Origin of the sequence: Novosphingobium lentum NBRC 107847, from assembly GCF_001590965.1 — a bacterium.
Classification (GTDB): domain Bacteria; phylum Pseudomonadota; class Alphaproteobacteria; order Sphingomonadales; family Sphingomonadaceae; genus Novosphingobium; species Novosphingobium lentum.
The window spans coordinates 156,544-173,236 of the sequence record NZ_BCTW01000006.1 but is presented as its reverse complement, the minus strand read 5'-3'; the positions used below and the strand labels follow the sequence as shown (position 1 = coordinate 173,236).

At 63.4% G+C, this 16,693-nt stretch carries 17 protein-coding genes; 8 read left to right on the top strand and 9 right to left on the bottom strand.

Annotated elements, in window-relative coordinates; genetic code table 11:
• The first annotated feature begins 60 nt into the window (after window positions 1–60).
• The 4 genes from NL2_RS07170 to NL2_RS21765 all read left to right on the top strand — a co-directional run bounded on the left by NL2_RS07170 (window position 61) and on the right by NL2_RS21765 (window position 3,011).
• On the top strand, window positions 61–1,266 hold the full coding sequence (locus NL2_RS07170; RefSeq protein ID WP_068073506.1) for a DUF445 domain-containing protein: 1,206 nt from the start codon (window positions 61–63) through the stop codon (window positions 1,264–1,266).
• A gap of 67 nt (window positions 1,267–1,333) precedes the next feature.
• Entirely contained in the window at window positions 1,334–1,870 is a 537-nt protein-coding gene (locus tag NL2_RS07165) for a GNAT family N-acetyltransferase (protein WP_068073504.1), read from the top strand.
• 95 nt (window positions 1,871–1,965) lie between these two features.
• Window positions 1,966–2,616: a DUF433 domain-containing protein gene (locus tag NL2_RS20690; protein WP_169799481.1), complete on the top strand. Its 651-nt coding sequence runs from the start codon at window positions 1,966–1,968 to the stop codon at window positions 2,614–2,616.
• Window positions 2,595–3,011, top strand: coding sequence for a DUF5615 family PIN-like protein (locus NL2_RS21765; protein ID WP_369405440.1), 417 nt, complete (start codon window positions 2,595–2,597; stop codon window positions 3,009–3,011). Before NL2_RS20690 ends, NL2_RS21765 begins: the two co-directional genes overlap by 22 nt.
• A 100-nt stretch (window positions 3,012–3,111) precedes the next feature.
• On the opposite strand, the gene groL is transcribed toward NL2_RS21765, so the two are convergent.
• The 3 genes from groL to NL2_RS07150 form a co-directional block, all read right to left on the bottom strand.
• Window positions 3,112–4,758, bottom strand: coding sequence for a chaperonin GroEL (gene groL, locus NL2_RS07160; RefSeq protein WP_068073393.1), 1,647 nt, complete (start codon window positions 4,756–4,758; stop codon window positions 3,112–3,114).
• 41 nt (window positions 4,759–4,799) lie between these two features.
• A complete protein-coding gene (locus tag NL2_RS07155; RefSeq protein WP_068073391.1) occupies window positions 4,800–5,087 on the bottom strand; it encodes a co-chaperone GroES in 288 nt (95 codons plus the stop codon).
• Window positions 5,088–5,257: 170 nt separating this feature from the next.
• Window positions 5,258–6,682 carry an MATE family efflux transporter gene (locus NL2_RS07150; protein ID WP_084355953.1) on the bottom strand — a complete coding sequence of 475 codons (1,425 nt, stop codon included), beginning with the start codon at window positions 6,680–6,682 and terminating at the stop codon, window positions 5,258–5,260.
• Window positions 6,683–6,815: 133 nt separating this feature from the next.
• On the opposite strand from NL2_RS07150, the gene NL2_RS07145 reads away from it, so the two are divergent.
• A complete protein-coding gene (locus NL2_RS07145) occupies window positions 6,816–7,298 on the top strand; it encodes a c-type cytochrome (RefSeq protein WP_068073389.1) in 483 nt (160 codons plus the stop codon).
• A gap of 31 nt (window positions 7,299–7,329) precedes the next feature.
• Window positions 7,330–7,704: a hypothetical protein gene (locus tag NL2_RS07140; protein WP_068073387.1), complete on the top strand. Its 375-nt coding sequence runs from the start codon at window positions 7,330–7,332 to the stop codon at window positions 7,702–7,704.
• Between the two features lie 81 nt (window positions 7,705–7,785).
• Here the strand turns inward: NL2_RS07140 and NL2_RS07135 are convergent, their stop codons facing one another.
• From NL2_RS07135 to rplJ, 3 genes are all read right to left on the bottom strand, one after another.
• Window positions 7,786–8,415, bottom strand: coding sequence for a hypothetical protein (locus tag NL2_RS07135; protein ID WP_157083080.1), 630 nt, complete (start codon window positions 8,413–8,415; stop codon window positions 7,786–7,788).
• 153 nt (window positions 8,416–8,568) lie between these two features.
• Window positions 8,569–8,940 carry a 50S ribosomal protein L7/L12 gene (rplL, locus tag NL2_RS07130; RefSeq protein WP_068073383.1) on the bottom strand — a complete coding sequence of 124 codons (372 nt, stop codon included), beginning with the start codon at window positions 8,938–8,940 and terminating at the stop codon, window positions 8,569–8,571.
• Window positions 8,941–9,006: 66 nt separating this feature from the next.
• Entirely contained in the window at window positions 9,007–9,522 is a 516-nt protein-coding gene (gene rplJ, locus NL2_RS07125; RefSeq protein ID WP_068073380.1) for a 50S ribosomal protein L10, read from the bottom strand.
• A gap of 362 nt (window positions 9,523–9,884) precedes the next feature.
• Here rplJ and NL2_RS21065 point away from each other — a divergent pair, with 362 nt between their 5' ends.
• Entirely contained in the window at window positions 9,885–10,793 is a 909-nt protein-coding gene (locus NL2_RS21065; RefSeq protein ID WP_157083079.1) for a hypothetical protein, read from the top strand.
• Between the two features lie 48 nt (window positions 10,794–10,841).
• Here NL2_RS21065 and NL2_RS07120 read toward each other — a convergent pair whose 3' ends face one another.
• The 3 genes from NL2_RS07120 to NL2_RS21060 are packed head-to-tail and all read right to left on the bottom strand — an operon-like array spanning window position 10,842 to window position 11,845.
• Complete coding sequence (locus NL2_RS07120; protein WP_068073378.1) at window positions 10,842–11,114, bottom strand: helix-turn-helix domain-containing protein; 273 nt, start codon at window positions 11,112–11,114, stop codon at window positions 10,842–10,844.
• Complete coding sequence (locus NL2_RS07115; protein ID WP_068073376.1) at window positions 11,114–11,656, bottom strand: DUF2975 domain-containing protein; 543 nt, start codon at window positions 11,654–11,656, stop codon at window positions 11,114–11,116. Before NL2_RS07115 ends, NL2_RS07120 begins: the two co-directional genes overlap by 1 nt.
• A 33-nt stretch (window positions 11,657–11,689) precedes the next feature.
• The gene (locus NL2_RS21060; protein WP_157083078.1) at window positions 11,690–11,845 is read right to left on the bottom strand and encodes a hypothetical protein; all 156 of its coding nucleotides are present in this window, start codon (window positions 11,843–11,845) and stop codon (window positions 11,690–11,692) included.
• A gap of 520 nt (window positions 11,846–12,365) precedes the next feature.
• On the opposite strand from NL2_RS21060, the gene rpoB reads away from it, so the two are divergent.
• Window positions 12,366–16,559: a DNA-directed RNA polymerase subunit beta gene (rpoB, locus tag NL2_RS07110; protein ID WP_068073374.1), complete on the top strand. Its 4,194-nt coding sequence runs from the start codon at window positions 12,366–12,368 to the stop codon at window positions 16,557–16,559.
• Window positions 16,560–16,693: the final 134 nt, after the last annotated feature.

Here is a 16,693-nt window from a genome sequence, read left to right as displayed (position 1 = left end):
TCCCTGCTGAGCCGGCGCGCCCGCCGCCTTCCGTTTCCGCCCGTGGACCGCGCCCGCAAGATGCGCGTGTTCGCCACCAGCCTGCTGCTGGCGATGGCGGTGGTGTTCTTCGCCGCGCGCCAGTTCGAACATGTGCACCCCGCGATCGGCTTCGTCCGCGCCTTTGCCGAAGCCGCGATGGTCGGCGGGCTGGCAGACTGGTTTGCGGTCACCGCCCTGTTCCGCCACCCGCTCGGCCTGCCGATCCCGCACACCGCGATCATCCCCGAAAACAAGGATCGCATCGCCGATACGATGGCCGCGTTCCTGCAGGAAAACTTCCTCACCCCGCAAGTCGTCGCGCGGCGGTTGACCGGGATGAACGCGGCGGCGGCGGCGGGCGCGTTCCTGGCCGATCCGCGCGGCGGCGAAGGCCGCATCCGCGCCGGGGCCGCCGGCCTGCTGGCCGATGTGCTCGAATCGCTCGACCAGGAAAAGCTCGGCGGACTGGCCAAGGGGGCGTTGCGCGCCCAGCTCGAAAAGCTCGAGATCGGGCCGCTGCTCGGCCAGCTGATCGGCGCGGCGATTGCCGACGGGCGCCACATGGCGGTGATGGAAAGCTTCGTGCGCTGGGCCGCACTGACGCTGGAGGACAACGAAGACCTCATCCGCACGATGATCCACGAACGCGCCAACGCGCTGATGCGCTTCACCAACCTCGACCAGCGGCTCGCCAACGGCATCCTCGACGGGTTGTACAAGCTGCTCGCCGAAACCGTGGTCGTGCCCGATCACCCGCTGCGCGCCAAGATCGAGGAAGGCCTCGAAAAACTCGCACACGATCTCGTCCACGATCCCGCGATGCGGCTGCGGGTGGAACGGATGAAAGCCGAAGTGCTCGCCAACCCCGCCTTCGCGCGCTGGCTCGACGGGCTGTGGGAACGCGGCCGCGTGCGGCTCCTGCAGGCGGTACGTGAACCCGGTGGCGTGCTGGCGGGGCAGCTGGGCCTCAGCCTCGCCGAACTCGGCAACGCGCTGCAGAACGATCCCCGGCTGCAACTGCTGGTCAACCGCTTTGCCCGCCGCACGCTCGTCGGCGTCGCCACGCGCTATGGCGGGCAGATCGTGCGGCTGGTATCCGAAACCGTGCGCCGCTGGGACGCGCGCACCGTCACCGACCGGATCGAAGGCGCGGTCGGCCGCGATCTCCAGTTCATCCGCATCAACGGCACGCTGGTCGGCGGGCTGGTCGGCGTCGCGATCCACACGATCGACGTGCTGCTGTAACCGCGCCCGCCCCGGCGCGATGCCGGGACATTGCGCGCGCCAGCGCACGCGCTACAACCGGGCGCCGATGGACCCCGTACTCACAACCCCGCGCCTCGATCTCTATCGCCCCCAGCCGCACGACCATGCCGCGCTGCTGACGCTGCTGGGCGATGACGAAGTGCGCCTGCACCTCGGCAACCGGCCGACCAGCGCGGTGGAGGAATTCAACCGCCTGTGCCGCAACGCCGGAAGCTGGGCGCTGTACGGCTATGGCACGTTCATCTGCCGCACGCGCGGCAGCGACGCCGTGCTGGGCATCTGCGGCGTGTTCCACTCTTGGCGCGGCTTCGGCAAAGGCATGGACGACACGCCCGAGATCGGCTGGATCTTCGCGCGCGAGACATGGGGACGCGGCATCGCCAGCGAGGCGGCCAGCGCCGCGCTCGCCTGGTTCGACGCCAACCACGGCCCCCTCCGCGTCGCCTGCATGATCGAAGACGGCAACGCCGCCTCGTTCGCCGTGGCATCGCGGCTGGGCTTCGTCGAATACGCCCGCCACTTCCCCGACGAGGCCGTGCCTGGCGAAGGCGAAATGCCGCTGGTGTTGCTGGAGCGGGGGTAGGGGGTGGCATGAAAATTTTACTATGATTGATATCGCGCCTAGGGCAGTGAATCATGATTCATGAGGGATTCAACCGGGGGAGGATATCTGTTATTATGAACGATATGCCACCGACCAGTATCCTCGGCGCGTTTAGCGAAGAACAGGTCAGTCGCCTGACAGGCCTGTCACTTGGCCAATTGCGGGGTTGGAATCGCAGGGGCTTCATCCGACCTGAATTTCGGATCAGCGATAATCCTCGCAAGCCGTTCAGCTACATTTACTCGTTTAAGGATCTCCTGAAACTTCGCGTTTTGAACCAATTAAGAAACGTCCACGGCGTTCAAATGGCAGAGTTGGAACGTGTTGAGCGAGCATTGGCGCACATGGGGGACGAGAAATGGACCTCGCAAAAGCTTTGGGTAGGGAACCGAAAGGTTGTTTTCGAAGAGCCAGAATCGAGGAGAAAGCGCGAGGTCGCGAGCAAGCAATTCGTCGCTGAAATCGCACTTGAAGTCGTCACATCCGATGCTCGTAGGGATATCGAACTAATGAATCGCCGCAACGGCGGTCAAGTAGGACATATTACACGAAAAAAATTCGTTCACTCTTCAGAACCAGTTTTCGCAGGAACCCGCATTCCGGTGACTGCGGTTACTGGGTTTCTATCGGCTGGATATGAACCGGGCGAAATTATCGACCGTTTCCCGAGCTTAGAGGTCGCTGACATTGATGCAGCCCGACATTGGCAAGCAGAGGCTGCTTGAGCTCGAAAAAATCTCCTGTCCCCTTTTTCACCGACAATGACGTAGATGACAAGGTCGGTGATTTGCTCCGGGAATCGGGGCATCAGGTGGTTAGGCTTCGAGAGGTGATGCTCGACAATTCACCGGACCCGGTAGTGGCTGCTGCTTGCAGGGAACACGGTTTGGTTCTCGTCACACACAACATCAAACATTTTCGAGCCATAGTAAAAGACTATGAGGTCACGCGTGCCGAGACCGATCGACTATGTAGGATTGAACTCGGTTGCGAGCAATTTCGTGCTGTTGATCGAGTTCGAGCGGCACTTGAGATCATAGAGTATGAGTGGTCACGGCGCGATAGCTCTGTCCCAATCCGTATCCACATAGGGGACGGAATCATCCGCATACATCGGTAATTCTTTCTCCGAATCCCCGCACCCCGCACCACAAGAAAAAGGGCCGGAAGGTTTCCCCTCCGGCCCCAATTCTTGTCGGCTTGCTTGGTCGGGTTTGGACTTAGAAGTCCATCCCGCCCATGCCGCCCATGCCGCCGCCGGGCATTCCGCCCATGGCCGGCTTGTCGTCGGCGCGTTCGCTGATCGCGGCTTCGGTCGTGATCAGCAGGCCGGCGACCGAGGCTGCGTCCTGCAGCGCGGTGCGGACGACCTTGGTGGGGTCGACCACGCCGGCGGCGAGGAGGTTCTCGTACACGTCGGTGGCGGCGTTGAAGCCTTGCGTCTCGTCGTTTTCGCGCAGCAGGTTGCCCGCGACAACCGCACCGTCATGACCGGCGTTTTCGGCGATCTGGCGCAGCGGGGTCTGGATCGCCTTGCGGACGATGTCGATACCGCGGGTCTGGTCGTCGTTGGCGCCCTTCATGCCGTCGAGGGCCTTGGTTGCGTAGAGCAACGCCGTGCCGCCGCCGGGGACGATGCCTTCTTCAACCGCGGCGCGGGTGGCGTGGAGTGCGTCGTCGACGCGATCCTTGCGTTCCTTGACCTCGACTTCCGAAGCGCCGCCGACCTTGATCACGGCAACACCGCCGGCCAGCTTGGCCAGGCGTTCCTGCAGCTTTTCGCGGTCGTAGTCGCTGGTGGTGACTTCGATCTGGGCCTTGATCTGCTCGACGCGGGCCTTGATCTCGTCAGCCGAACCGGCGCCGTCGACGATGGTGGTGTTGTCCTTGTCGATCGAAACGCGCTTGGCCTGGCCGAGCATCGCGACGGTGACGTTTTCGAGCTTGATCCCGAGGTCTTCGGAAATCATCTCGCCCTGCGTCAGCGTGGCGATATCGCCCAGCATCGCCTTGCGACGATCGCCGAAGCCGGGAGCCTTGACCGCAGCAACCTTGAGGCCGCCGCGCAGCTTGTTGACCACCAGGGTGGCCAGCGCTTCGCCTTCGATGTCTTCGGCGATGATCAGCAGCGGACGGCCCGACTGGACAACGGCTTCCAGGATCGGGAGCATCGCCTGCAGGTTCGACAGCTTCTTCTCGTGGATCAGGATATACGGGTTATCCAGTTCCACGGTCATCTTGTCGGGGTTGGTGATGAAGTAGGGCGACAGGTAACCGCGATCGAACTGCATGCCTTCGACGACATCGAGTTCGAATTCGAGGCCCTTGGCCTCTTCCACGGTGATCACGCCTTCCTTGCCGACCTTGTCCATCGCTTCGGCGATCTTCTGGCCGACTTCGACGTCGCCATTGGCCGAGATGATGCCGACCTGGGCGATCTCGTTGTTGCCCGAAACCGGCTTGGAGCGGGCGACGAGATCGGCGACGACCTTGTGCACGGCCAGATCGATGCCGCGCTTCAGGTCCATCGGGTTCATGCCGGCAGCGACCGAGGTCATGCCTTCGCGAACGATCGCCTGGGCCAGAACGGTGGCGGTGGTGGTGCCGTCACCGGCGAGATCGTTGGTCTTCGAGGCCACTTCGCGCAGCATCTGCGCACCCATGTTCTCGAACTTGTCCTTGAGCTCGATTTCCTTGGCGACGGTGACGCCGTCCTTGGTGATGCGCGGAGCGCCGAAGCTCTTGTCGATCACCACGTTGCGGCCCTTAGGGCCCAGCGTGACCTTCACCGCGTCGGCGAGGATATCAACGCCCTTGAGGATGCGTTCGCGCGCGTCGCGCGAAAAGCGTACGTCCTTGGCAGCCATAATGTGTTCCTTTGAATGTCAGTGTGAAGCGGGAAAGCGGATCAGGCGAGCACGCCCAGGATGTCCGATTCCTTCATGATCAGCAGGTCTTCGCCGTTGACCTTGACCTCGGTGCCCGACCATTTGCCGAACAGGACGCGGTCGCCGGACTTGACGTCGAGCGGGGTGATCTTGCCGTCTTCGGCGCGGGCGCCCGAACCGGTCGAGACGATTTCGCCTTCGCTCGGCTTTTCTTTGGCGCTGTCAGGAATGATGATGCCACCGGCCGTTTTTTCTTCGGCTTCGATGCGGCGCACGAGCACGCGGTCGTGCAGCGGACGGAAAGTCATAGTGTGCTCCCTCTTTCCAGGTTGGATCGATAAAATATCGCGCATTGGCACTCTCAGGGCGAGAGTGCCAGCGAGGCGCATATGGGTCGGGCGCCGTGGAGCGTCAATGGGTTTTGGCAGAGATTCTTTTCAGATCGAAGGCGACCGGGGCAGGGCGAGGCGTGTGCCGGTCAGTACGATCCGGCGTCCGGCAGCAGGCCCAGCCGCACGCGTGCGCGCCAGCGGTACAGCAGCAGGCTGGCCACCACGACGAGTCCCGCCATCAGCCCGATCCACACGCCGATGCCGCGCAAGGGCGTGAAGAAACCCAGCATCACCGACGTGCCGATGCCGGGGATCCAGTAGCCGAACAGCGCGATGGCCATCGGCACGCGGGTGTCCTGCAGGCCGCGCAGCGCGCCTGCCGCCACGGCTTGCGTGCCGTCGAACAGCTGGAACGCGGCGGCGACGACCATGTACTGCACGGCAAACCCGACCATCGCGGCGTTGGCGGGCGCGGCGGGATCGACGTAGAGCGACAGGATCGTGCGCGGCATGAACAGCATCGCGCTGGCGGTCAGCACCGTGAATCCGAAGGCGAGCACCAGCGCGGCGCTGCCGGCCCGCCCGATCACGATGCGGTCGCCCGCGCCGAAGTGATAGCCGACGCGGATCGTCGCGGCCTGGCCCAGCCCGAACGGCACCTGGAACGCCAGCGCCGCGACCTGCAGCGCCACGGTGTGCCCGGCCAGTTCTGCCGGGCCGATCAACCCCATCAGGAACGCCGCGCCGCTGAACAGCCCGGCTTCGGCCAGGATCGTCGCGGCGATCGGCAGGCCGATGCGCAAGATCTCGCGCAGTCGGGTCCATTCGGGCCGCCACCACCGGCCGAACAGGCGATAGCGGCGCAGCCGGCGGTCGCTGCGGATGGCGATGGCATAGGCGGCCAGCGTGATCAGCGCGGTGATGATGCTCGACATCGCCGATCCGCGCAGACCCATCGCGGGCGCGCCGAAGTGGCCGAACACGAACGTGTAGTTGCCCAGCGCGTTGACCCCGATCGCCAGCGCGGTGATCGCGGTGGCGAACACCGGCCGGCCCAGCGCGGAGACGAACGTGCGCAACACGTTGGCGAAGATCATCGGGATCATCGCCCACATCAGCACGCGCAGGAATCCGCCCGCCAGCTCGGCCACTTCGGCGTCCTGCCCGGCGGCGAGCAGGATCGCCTGGCCCTGCCACGCCACGATCATGCCCAGCAGCCCGCAGCCGACCGCCAGCCACAGCGCCATGCGCACGCTGCGGCGGACCTGGCGCACGGCATGCGCGCGGCTGCCCAGCTCGGCGGCGATCAGCGGGGCGACCGCGCCGGTCAGCCCCGAAAAGCACCACATCATCAGCCCGAACAGCGAGATCGACAGGCTGGAGGCGGCCAGCGGCTTTTCCCCCAGCCGCGCCACGAAGATCACGTCGACCGCATAGACCAGCATCTGCAGCAGGTTGGCCAGCGCCAGCGGCGCGCCCAGTTGCAGCATCGCCCGCATCTCGCGCGCGAAGCTGCCGCCCGGCGGGATCGCAGGTGCCGCGACGGCGTGGAGGGCGGGGGCGGACGACATGACAGCCGGTCTCCCTAGGCGCGAGCGCGCCGCGAGGGAAGCGCGCGCTGGGAGAAGCGCAGGCACCATCTTGCGTCCCGCGCCACGCGCGATAAAGCCGCCTCCAGGATCATGACGGAAGGGCAAGAGGGACATGGCGCAGGGCAATCACACCGCAAGGGCGTTGTACGTAACGGCGGCGATCGCGCTGGCGGCGAGTCTGTCGGTGACACTGGCCGCGTGCGGTGGTGCCAGCAAGGACGCGACCGCGACCGACACCTCTGCCGCGCCGACGTCACCCGACGCAGCTGCCGCCCCCGCCGCCACGACGCCACTCGCCGCCAATGCCGCACCGGCCTCGGTCGCGACCTGCAAAAGCTGCCACGCGTTCGAGGCAGGCAAGACCATGATCGGGCCAAGCCTTGCGGGCGTGGTCGGGCGCAAGGCCGCCAGCCTCGAAGGCTTTTCCTACAGCCCCGCGCTGAAAGCGGCGGGCTTCACATGGGACGCCGCCAACCTCGACACCTGGCTGACCGGCCCGATGAAGATGGTCCCCGGCACGCGCATGGTGTTCGCAGGCATCCCCGACGCGGCCAAGCGCAGGGAAGTGATCGAGTATCTGGCTACGCTGAAGTGAGGGGGAGGGCCTGCACCTTGGGCGAAGGGACATGACGGTGATGCTGAACAAGCGCGAATACGCAGCCCGCCAGTTGCGTACAGTGTTCGCCAATATCGCCATCGCGGGCTTATTGGTCGGGGTCAGCTGGTGGTTCTGGTTTGAGAATCAGCCGGACACGACGCATTGGGATGCGACCGAAGCCGGTACCATAACGTCTAAAACTGGCCGTATCTCGAAGTTCGGAAACTATTACGCGTTTCTGACGGTCAAGCTGGCCGATGGGACGACAGGGGATTTCGGCATCGACCCGGTGACAGCTGTTCAATGCCGCGTTGGCGAGACCGTGCCTGTCTTGCGGAAAGGCGTATCGCTCGCACTCGGGCCGACTGCATGCAAAACCGATCCGCCGAAAATTAAAGCATAGGTCGCCTGCTTCAACGCTGGCCGGTCGCTCCGGAACGGTGGGAGTGCACCGCCGACGCAAGGCGCCTCGATCGCCAGCGCGTCACGACGTCGCCGCCTTCGATCCCGACAGGGCGCCGCCCAGCAACGCGGTGCCCAGCGCGACCAGTCCCGTCGCCAGCGGCGGGGCGCCTGCCATCACCAGCAGCATGATCGCGGCGGCCAGATACAATCCGTAGGTGGTCCATTGCAGCAGCCGCGGATCGAACATCCAGGCGTATGTCGCGGTCTCGTGCTCGCGCCCGTCGCGCTGCCGCAGGATCTGCGCCTGCTCCTCGCGCCAACGCATCATGGCAAACAGGAAGCTGATTTCGGCCAGCGCATCACCGAACAGCAGCACCACGCACGGCAGGAAGTAGACGAAGCTCGGCATCGCGTGGGCGAGCGCAAATTCGTTGATCATGCGCAGGCCCAGCACCATGACCATGATCACTGGAATGAACAGCGTCCACGAGCTGCCGGTCATGCCCGAAAACAGCGCATCGATGCGGTCCTGCGCCGCCCTGCGCAACGCCTCGCCTTCGGCGTCGCTCAGCGCAAAGGCGCGGCCCTGCATGTCATGGAAGCGCCAGCCGGTTTCGCCGTGGCGGATCGTGACGTCGGCCATGCGCTCGTATGTCCGACGCAGCTTGGTCAGCCCGGCCTTTTCCTCGTATTCGGCGCTCATGGACATGGCGCTATCACGTGCGCGGTTACCAAACGGAAAAGGGCGGCCCTTGCGGACCGCCCTCCCATCCGCGAGCGCTTCAAGACACCCGCGAAACTTGTGTGGCTCCCCGCGTTCGCGGGGATGCCCGGGCGCAGGGCGTTGCCGCCCCGCAGGCCCTTACTTGATTTCGACGGTGCCGCCGGCCGCTTCGACCTTGGCCTTGATCTCTTCGGCTTCAGCCTTGTTGACGCCTTCCTTGATCGCCTTGGGAGCCGATTCCACAAGGGTCTTGGCTTCGGTCAGGCCGAGCTGGGTGATGGCGCGGACTTCCTTGATGACCTGGATCTTCTTCCCGCCGTCGCCGGTCAGGATGACGTCGAATTCGGTCTTTTCCTCAACGGCTTCGGCAACCGCAGCGGCGGGGCCGGCAACCGCGACGGCAGCAGCGGCGGAAACGCCCCATGCTTCTTCAAGGGCCTTGGCAAGGTCAGCCGCCTCAAGGACGGTCAGCTTCGAAAGTTCTGCGACGAGATTGGCGATATCAGCCATGGTGTATCACTCCTGATAAGTCTGGGAGCCCGGCAAAAGAGCCGGACGAATTGGGTTCGAACGGTCTTATGCGGCTTCCTTGGTGGCATAGGCCCCAAAGACGCGGGCGAGCTTGCCGGCAGGCGCCACGACAACCTGAGCGATCTTGGTCGCTGGTGCCTGGACGAGGCCGATAAGCTTGGCGCGCAGTTCGTCGAGCGAAGGCATCGACGCGAGCGCCGTGATCCCTGCCGCGTCGAGTACTTGCGTACCCATCGATCCACCGATGATTTCCAACTTGGGGTTGGTCTTCGCGAATTCGACTGCAATCTTCGCCGCAGCGACCGGGTCGACCGAAGTCGCCAGGGCTACGGGTCCGGTCAGCAGGTCGCCGATTCCGCTATAGTCGGTGTCCGCGATGGCCAGCTTGGCGAGACTGTTCTTCGAAACCTTGAACGATGCACCGGCATCACGCATCTTCACGCGCAGGGCCGTGGTCTGGGCCACGGTCATGCCGAGGTTGCGGGTGACTACCACCACGCCGACCTCGTTGAAGGTTGCGGTGAGCGCTGCGACCGCGTCGGCTTTTTGCGAACGATCCATGCTTACTCCTTCACGATGGCCGAATGCCGAAACGGCAGACGACCGGGCTGCGTTGTCCGCACGGCGACCACGAGGGGCACCGCACGGGCGAGTCCGTTGAAGGGGAAGGAGGTGCGCTCCGGGCAACAAGGCCGGAACCGCGAAAGACCGTCGGCACCCGATTCGGGAGCGTGGGCCGGGTAATCTCTTTTCCCCGCCTAGGTCGGAAATTAAGCGGGGAAACCCCCGCACCGACTGTCTCGGACGGATGACCGGAACGAGGTTTAGTCGACCGGTCGCGGCGGGCCTATGAGGCAGTTGGCGTTGCGAGTCAATGTGAAGCGTTGCTGCGTTGGGATTGTGGCGGTAGGCTGATGTAATCAATGGACATCGGCGGTACAAAACGCATGTGGGCAAAGCTAAAATCGTTGATCACTGGACCAGATCGCGACGCTTTCCGTGAAGATTTGAGCAATCTTCTAAAGGAGGGGAGTCAGATCGATTTACGTGCGCTGATAGCGCTCCATCGACTTTCGATAGTTAATGCTGAAGTAGATGTCAGATTTGCAATTCGAGATGCCCTGCTTGATGATTGGCAAAGTCGAGCTGAGCGGCTCGGATTGAATATCGAGCGAGAAGCGACACGTCTGGCAGATCTTGGGCTCGGGAAGAATTTTTCAAAATCCGTAATCGAAGAATTTGGTAAAAATCGATTAGATTGGATAATCCAAGATATTTTAGCGGATGGCCAAATCGATCCCAGCGAAGATGCCAGACTTTATGGAGAAGCGGAGGCCCTAGGGCTACCGATACCCGAGACTGCAGAAATCAGCGAAGCACGCGAACTGTGGCATATTTTCACTCAGCCGATGCCCATTCTTGATCCCCCACTTTTGTTGAAGAAGGGCGAGTTGTGCCACCAAGCTTGTAAGGCATCGGCATTTGAAGATCGCTTGAGGACAGTTAGAGTGGGATACAGCGGGACGCGCGCACGGGTAAAAATTATGAAAGGCGTGTATTATTCCGTAGGCTCGGCCCGCATTACGGCACAAAAAGAAGAATATAGCCACAAAATTGGTGGCGGTGTTTTGTGTTCGACAAGTACCAGGCTTTTATTCGTAAGCCCCGCAAAAACCATTAGCATACCTTTGGGAAAAATTCTTCAGTATGAAACCTACTCCGATGGAATAAAGATATTCAAAGACACGGGCAAGCCGATTACGTTCCAATTTGATCGCGTTTCTAAGCCTGATGTAATTCGGGTTGTCCGTGTAATTGAGGAATGCCGATAGCTGCTAAGTCGGGTTAGCCGCCAGCGGACCCCTATCCGCGTGTTTGAACTAATCAGCGTCGATGGCATGCACCTCGGCGCGATACCCGAGCAAGTCGCCCGGCTGGCAATCGAGCGCGCCGCAGATCGCTTCCAGCGTGGAGAAGCGGATCGCCTTGGCCTTGCCGGTCTTGAGGATCGAGAGGTTGGCCAGCGTCAGGTCGATGCGTTCGGCCAGTTCGGTCAACGTCATGCGGCGGGCGTGGAGCAGGTCGTCGAGCTTGACCACGATGCGGGTTCCTTCGGGTGCGCTGTTGGCAGGGGCGGTGTCGATGTCGGCCATCACACGGTCCCTTCGAGTTCGTCGCGCATCTGCGCGCCCTGGCGGAACACGCGGGCGAGGATGAACAGGATCATCGCCAGCAGCAGCCCGCCCAGCGAAAAGCCGAAGTCGGCGTCGGTCTTCACGCTGCCGTCGGCGACGTGCTGCGATACGAACGTGACGATGGCGCCGATCGGAATCGAGATTACCTCGATCCCCACCACCAGCCAGCCCATCAGCCGCAGGCGGTCGGCGTTGATCGGCGCGAACGGATCGCCCAGGCCCACGCTGTCGATGATCCGGCGCATGGTGCGCAGGAACAGGAAGCCCATCACCGCCATGGCCGAGACCATCAGCATCACCGCAATGATGCCGGCGACGATCGCGGTGGGCGAAGTGCCAACGGCCTTGCTCGCCAGTTCATCGAACACTTGCCGGTGCGCGATCAGCATCGCCGGCGCGGCGACGAGCAGCGCCCCGCTGACGAGCAGCGCGACGCCCATGAAGAAGGTGACGGCCAGCCGGGAAAATCCCAGCAGCGGATCGGTGCGGAAGCGTGACATGGCGATGGCTCCTGGATCGGGAGGTTGGAAGGGTCAGGCGTAGACGGGCAGCGCCGAAAGCGTGACCGCGACCGGACGCGCGGCGAACGGGGCGGCCTGCGCGGGGGTCGAAAGCGTCGGCATCCACAGCGCAAATGCGACCATTGCGGACAGCAGCGCGGCGGCGGGGCGTGACAGGGACTGGGTCATTGATCGTTCTCCGATAATCTCAATATCGATATTCAATAATACCGATTCGGTTTATCGTCAATCAATAATATTGAAAAACGATATGACGCGCATCGAATATCGATTTTCGAGGCTGTGCGCGCAAAGTCGTCATCCCGGGCTCGGCCCGGGACCGCTGGCGTGCTCGTGCAACGTCGGGCCAATCGGCCAGCGGTCCCCGGATCAAGTCCGGGACGACGGACAACCTTCCGAACTCTGCGGGGTTTGACACCTGCTCCCCCCGCTCCTATATGACGGCCTCGCTCGACGCTTCGAGCAAGGCGGGTCCATGCGCGGGGACCTTCCTCAGAAGGGAAGCGACCGGGTTACCAACTGACGCAAAAGGCTGCGGGCCATGGCTTCCGGGTACGGGATGCTGTGTGCCATGTGGCCTTTTTTCCGTCGTTTGGCGCCAGATTCTGGTGGTGCGAACCGCGCAAGGCACATTTCTCATGTCGGCGATTGATCCGCCGACTTGCACAGCAAAGAGGCTCAAGCTCTCATGGCAACCAAGGCACCGGCGCCGCACAGCGGCTCGCGTTCGAGCGCGAAGAAGCGCATCCGCAAGATCTTCGGTGACATCCACGAAGTCGTGCAGATGCCCAACCTGATCGAGGTCCAGCGCGAAAGCTACGAGCAGTTCCTGCGCTCCGATCCGGCGACCGGCTATGTCTCGGGCCTGGAAAAGACGCTGCGCAGCGTGTTCCCGATCCAGGATTTCGCGGGCACCGCCAGCCTCGATATCAAGGAAAAGGACGGCTACGTCCTCGAACCTCCCAAGTACGACGTGAACGAGTGCCGCCAGCGCGGCATCACGTATGCCGCGCCGATGAAGGTCACGCTCAAGCTCGCCACCTTCGAAGTCGATTCGGAGACCGAGACCAAGTCGCTGATCGATATCAAAGAGCAGGACGTCTACATGGGCGACATGCCGCTGATGACGGAGAACGGCACGTTCTTCATCAACGGCACCGAACGCGTGATCGTCAGCCAGATGCACCGTTCGCCGGGCGTGCTGTTCGACCATGACCGTGGCAAGACCCACTCTTCGGGCAAGTACCTGTTCGCCGCGCGGGTCATCCCGTACCGCGGTTCGTGGCTCGATTTCGAATTCGACGCCAAGGACATCGTCAACGTCCGCATCGATCGCAAGCGCAAGCTGCCGGTGACCGCGCTGCTCCACGCGCTGGGCCTGCAGAACGAACAGATCCTCGATCACTTCTACCACACCGTGGTGTGGGTGCGCGCCGCCAGCGACGCCAACGGTGGCGGCTGGAAGGTGCCGTTCGTGCTCGAGCACTGGCGCGGCCAGAAGCCGACGTTCGATATCGTCGATGGCAAGTCGGGCGAGGTCATCTTCCCCGCCGGCACCAAGATCAGCCCGCGCGCCGCGACCAAGGCGGCCAAGGACGGACTGCAGGAGCTGCTGATCCCGACCGAGGAAATCTTCGCCCGCTATTCGGCGCGCGACCTGATCGATGAATCGACCGGGCGCATCTGGATCGAAGCCGGTGACGAACTGAGCCCCGAAAACCTCGAGGCGCTCGACAAGGCGGGGGTCGACCAGATCGAACTGCTCGACATCGATCACATCAACACCGGCCCGTGGATCCGCAACACGCTGAAGGCCGACAAGGCCGAGGATCGCGACCAGGCACTGGCCGACATCTATCGCGTGATGCGCCCGGGCGAGCCGCCGACGCGCGAAACCGCCGAAGCGCTGTTCGAAGGCCTGTTCTTCGACGCCGACCGCTACGACCTGTCGGCGGTGGGCCGCGTCAAGCTCAACATGCGCCTCCAGCTCGATGCCGAGGACACCGTCACCACGCTGCGCACGGAGGATATCCTCGCCGTGGTCACCGAACTGGTGAACCTGAAGGACGGCAAGGGCGAAGTCGATGACATCGACAACCTTGGCAACCGTCGCGTGCGTTCGGTGGGCGAGCTGCTGGAAAACCAGTACCGTGTCGGCCTGCTGCGCATGGAACGCGCGGTGAAGGAGCGGATGAGCTCGGTCGACGTGTCGACCGTGATGCCCAACGACCTGATCAACGCCAAGCCTGCGGTTGCTGCGGTGCGTGAATTCTTCGGTTCGTCGCAGCTGTCGCAGTTCATGGATCAGACCAACCCGCTGTCCGAAGTGACGCACAAGCGTCGCGTCTCGGCGCTCGGGCCGGGCGGTCTTACCCGTGAGCGTGCCGGCTTCGAAGTGCGCGACGTTCACCCCACGCACTATGGCCGCATCTGCCCGATCGAAACGCCGGAAGGCCCGAACATCGGCCTGATCAACTCGCTGTCCACGTTCGCCCGCGTCAACAAGTACGGCTTCATCGAAACGCCGTACCGCAAGGTGTTCGACGGCAAGGTGACCAAGGACGTGGTCTATCTGTCGGCCATGGAAGAGAGCAAGCACATCGTCGCGCAGGCTTCGGCCGAAACCAACGCCGACGGCAGCTTCGTCGAGGAACTGGTCTCGGCGCGCGAAAGCGGCGAATTCGTGATGGCGCCGCGTGAAAAGGTCACGCTGATGGACGTCAGCCCCAAGCAGCTGGTCTCGGTTGCCGCATCGCTCATTCCGTTCCTGGAAAACGATGACGCCAACCGCGCGCTGATGGGCTCGAACATGCAGCGCCAGGCGGTGCCGCTGGTCAAGGCCGAGGCGCCGTTCGTCGGCACCGGCATGGAAGAGACCGTGGCGCGCGATTCGGGCGCCGCGATCGCCGCGCTGCGCGCCGGCATCGTCGACCAAGTCGACGCGACGCGCATCGTGATCCGCGCCAGCGGAGACGTCGAACCCGGCAAGTCGGGCGTCGACATCTACACGTTGCAGAAGTTCCAGCGGTCCAACCAGAACACCTGCATCAACCAGCGCCCGCTGGTGAAGGTGGGTGACGTGATCGACGCCGGCGACATCCTCGCCGACGGTCCCTCGACCGATCTTGGCGAGCTCGCGCTGGGCCGCAACAGCCTCGTCGCGTTCATGCCGTGGAACGGCTACAACTATGAGGATTCGATCCTGATCTCCGAACGCATCGTCAAGGATGACGTGTTCACCTCGATCCACATCGAGGAATTCGAGGTCATGGCGCGCGATACCAAGCTCGGGCCGGAAGACATCACCCGCGACATTCCCAATGTCGGCGAGGAAGCGCTGCGCAACCTCGACGAAGCGGGCATCGTCTACATCGGTGCCGAAGTGCACCCGGGCGATATCCTGGTCGGCAAGATCACCCCCAAGGGTGAATCGCCGATGACGCCGGAAGAAAAGCTGCTGCGTGCGATCTTCGGCGAAAAGGCCAGCGACGTGCGCGACACCTCGCTCAAGCTGCCGCCGGGCGTTTCGGGCACGATCGTCGAAGTGCGCGTGTTCAACCGCCACGGCATCGAGATCGACGACCGTACCCGCGCGATCCAGAACGAGGAAATCGAACGCCTCGCCAAGGACCGCGAGGACGAACGCGCGATCCTCAACCGCGCCAGCTGGAACCGCCTGAAGGACATGCTGGTCGGCCAGGTGGTCGCCGCCGGTCCCAAGGGGATCAAGAAGGGCGTCGAGATCGACGAGGACGTGCTCGCCGAGGCGGAACGTCACGAATGGTGGAAGTTCGCGGTCGCCGACGATGCGCGCCAGGCGCAACTGGAAGCGGTCAAGGGCCAGTACGACGATGCCGTGAAGGTCATCAACGAGAAGTTCGAGGATCGCCGCGAGAAGCTGGAGCGCGGTGACGAACTCGCGCCGGGCGTGCTCAAGATGGTCAAGGTGTTCGTGGCGGTGAAGCGCAAGCTGCAGCCGGGCGACAAGATGGCCGGCCGCCACGGCAACAAGGGTGTCATTTCGCGCATCCTGCCGTGCGAGGACATGCCGTTCCTGGCCGATGGCACCCATGTCGACATCGTGCTCAACCCGCTGGGCGTGCCCTCGCGCATGAACGTCGGGCAGATCTTCGAGACGCACCTGGGCTGGGCCGCACGCGGCCTGGGCCAGCAGATCACCGCCGCGCTCGAAGATTGGCGCCATGCCAACCCCGATCCGGAAGCGGCGGCCCCGCCGACCGCGTTGATCGACCGCCTCAAGGACATCTACGGCGAGAACTACCACGCCGAGATCGACGCGCGTTCGGTCGAGGAAATCGTCGAGTTGTCGGAGAACCTCAAGAACGGCGTCCCGATGGGCACCCCGGTGTTCGACGGCGCGCGCGAGGCCGACGTTTCGGCGATGCTGGCCAAGGCGGGCTACGACACCAGCGGACAGGTCACCCTGTACGATGGCCGCACCGGTGAGGCGTTCGACCGCAAGGTGACCGTGGGCTACATCTACATGCTCAAGCTGCACCACCTTGTGGACGACAAGATCCACGCGCGTTCGATCGGGCCGTACAGCCTCGTCACCCAGCAGCCGCTGGGCGGCAAGGCCCAGTTCGGCGGCCAGCGCTTCGGCGAAATGGAGGTCTGGGCGCTCCAGGCCTATGGCGCGGCCTACACGCTGCAGGAAATGCTCACGGTGAAGTCCGACGACGTGGTCGGCCGCACCAAGGTCTACGAGGCGATCGTCAAGGGTGACGATACGTTCGAGGCCGGCATTCCGGAAAGCTTCAACGTGCTCGTCAAGGAAATGCGCAGCCTCGGTCTCAACGTCGAACTGTCGTCGATCGACACCGGCGAGGACGACGACGGCTTCGCGATCGCGGCGGAATAAGTTCAAGCGGCGTCTTCGGCCCCCCTCCTCTTCAGGGGAGGGGCTGGGGGTGGGGGCTCTCCCCAAGCGTCGCGCCCGATTGATAGACCCCACCCCAACCCCTCCCCTGAAGAGGAGGGGCTAGGAAGGCAGAA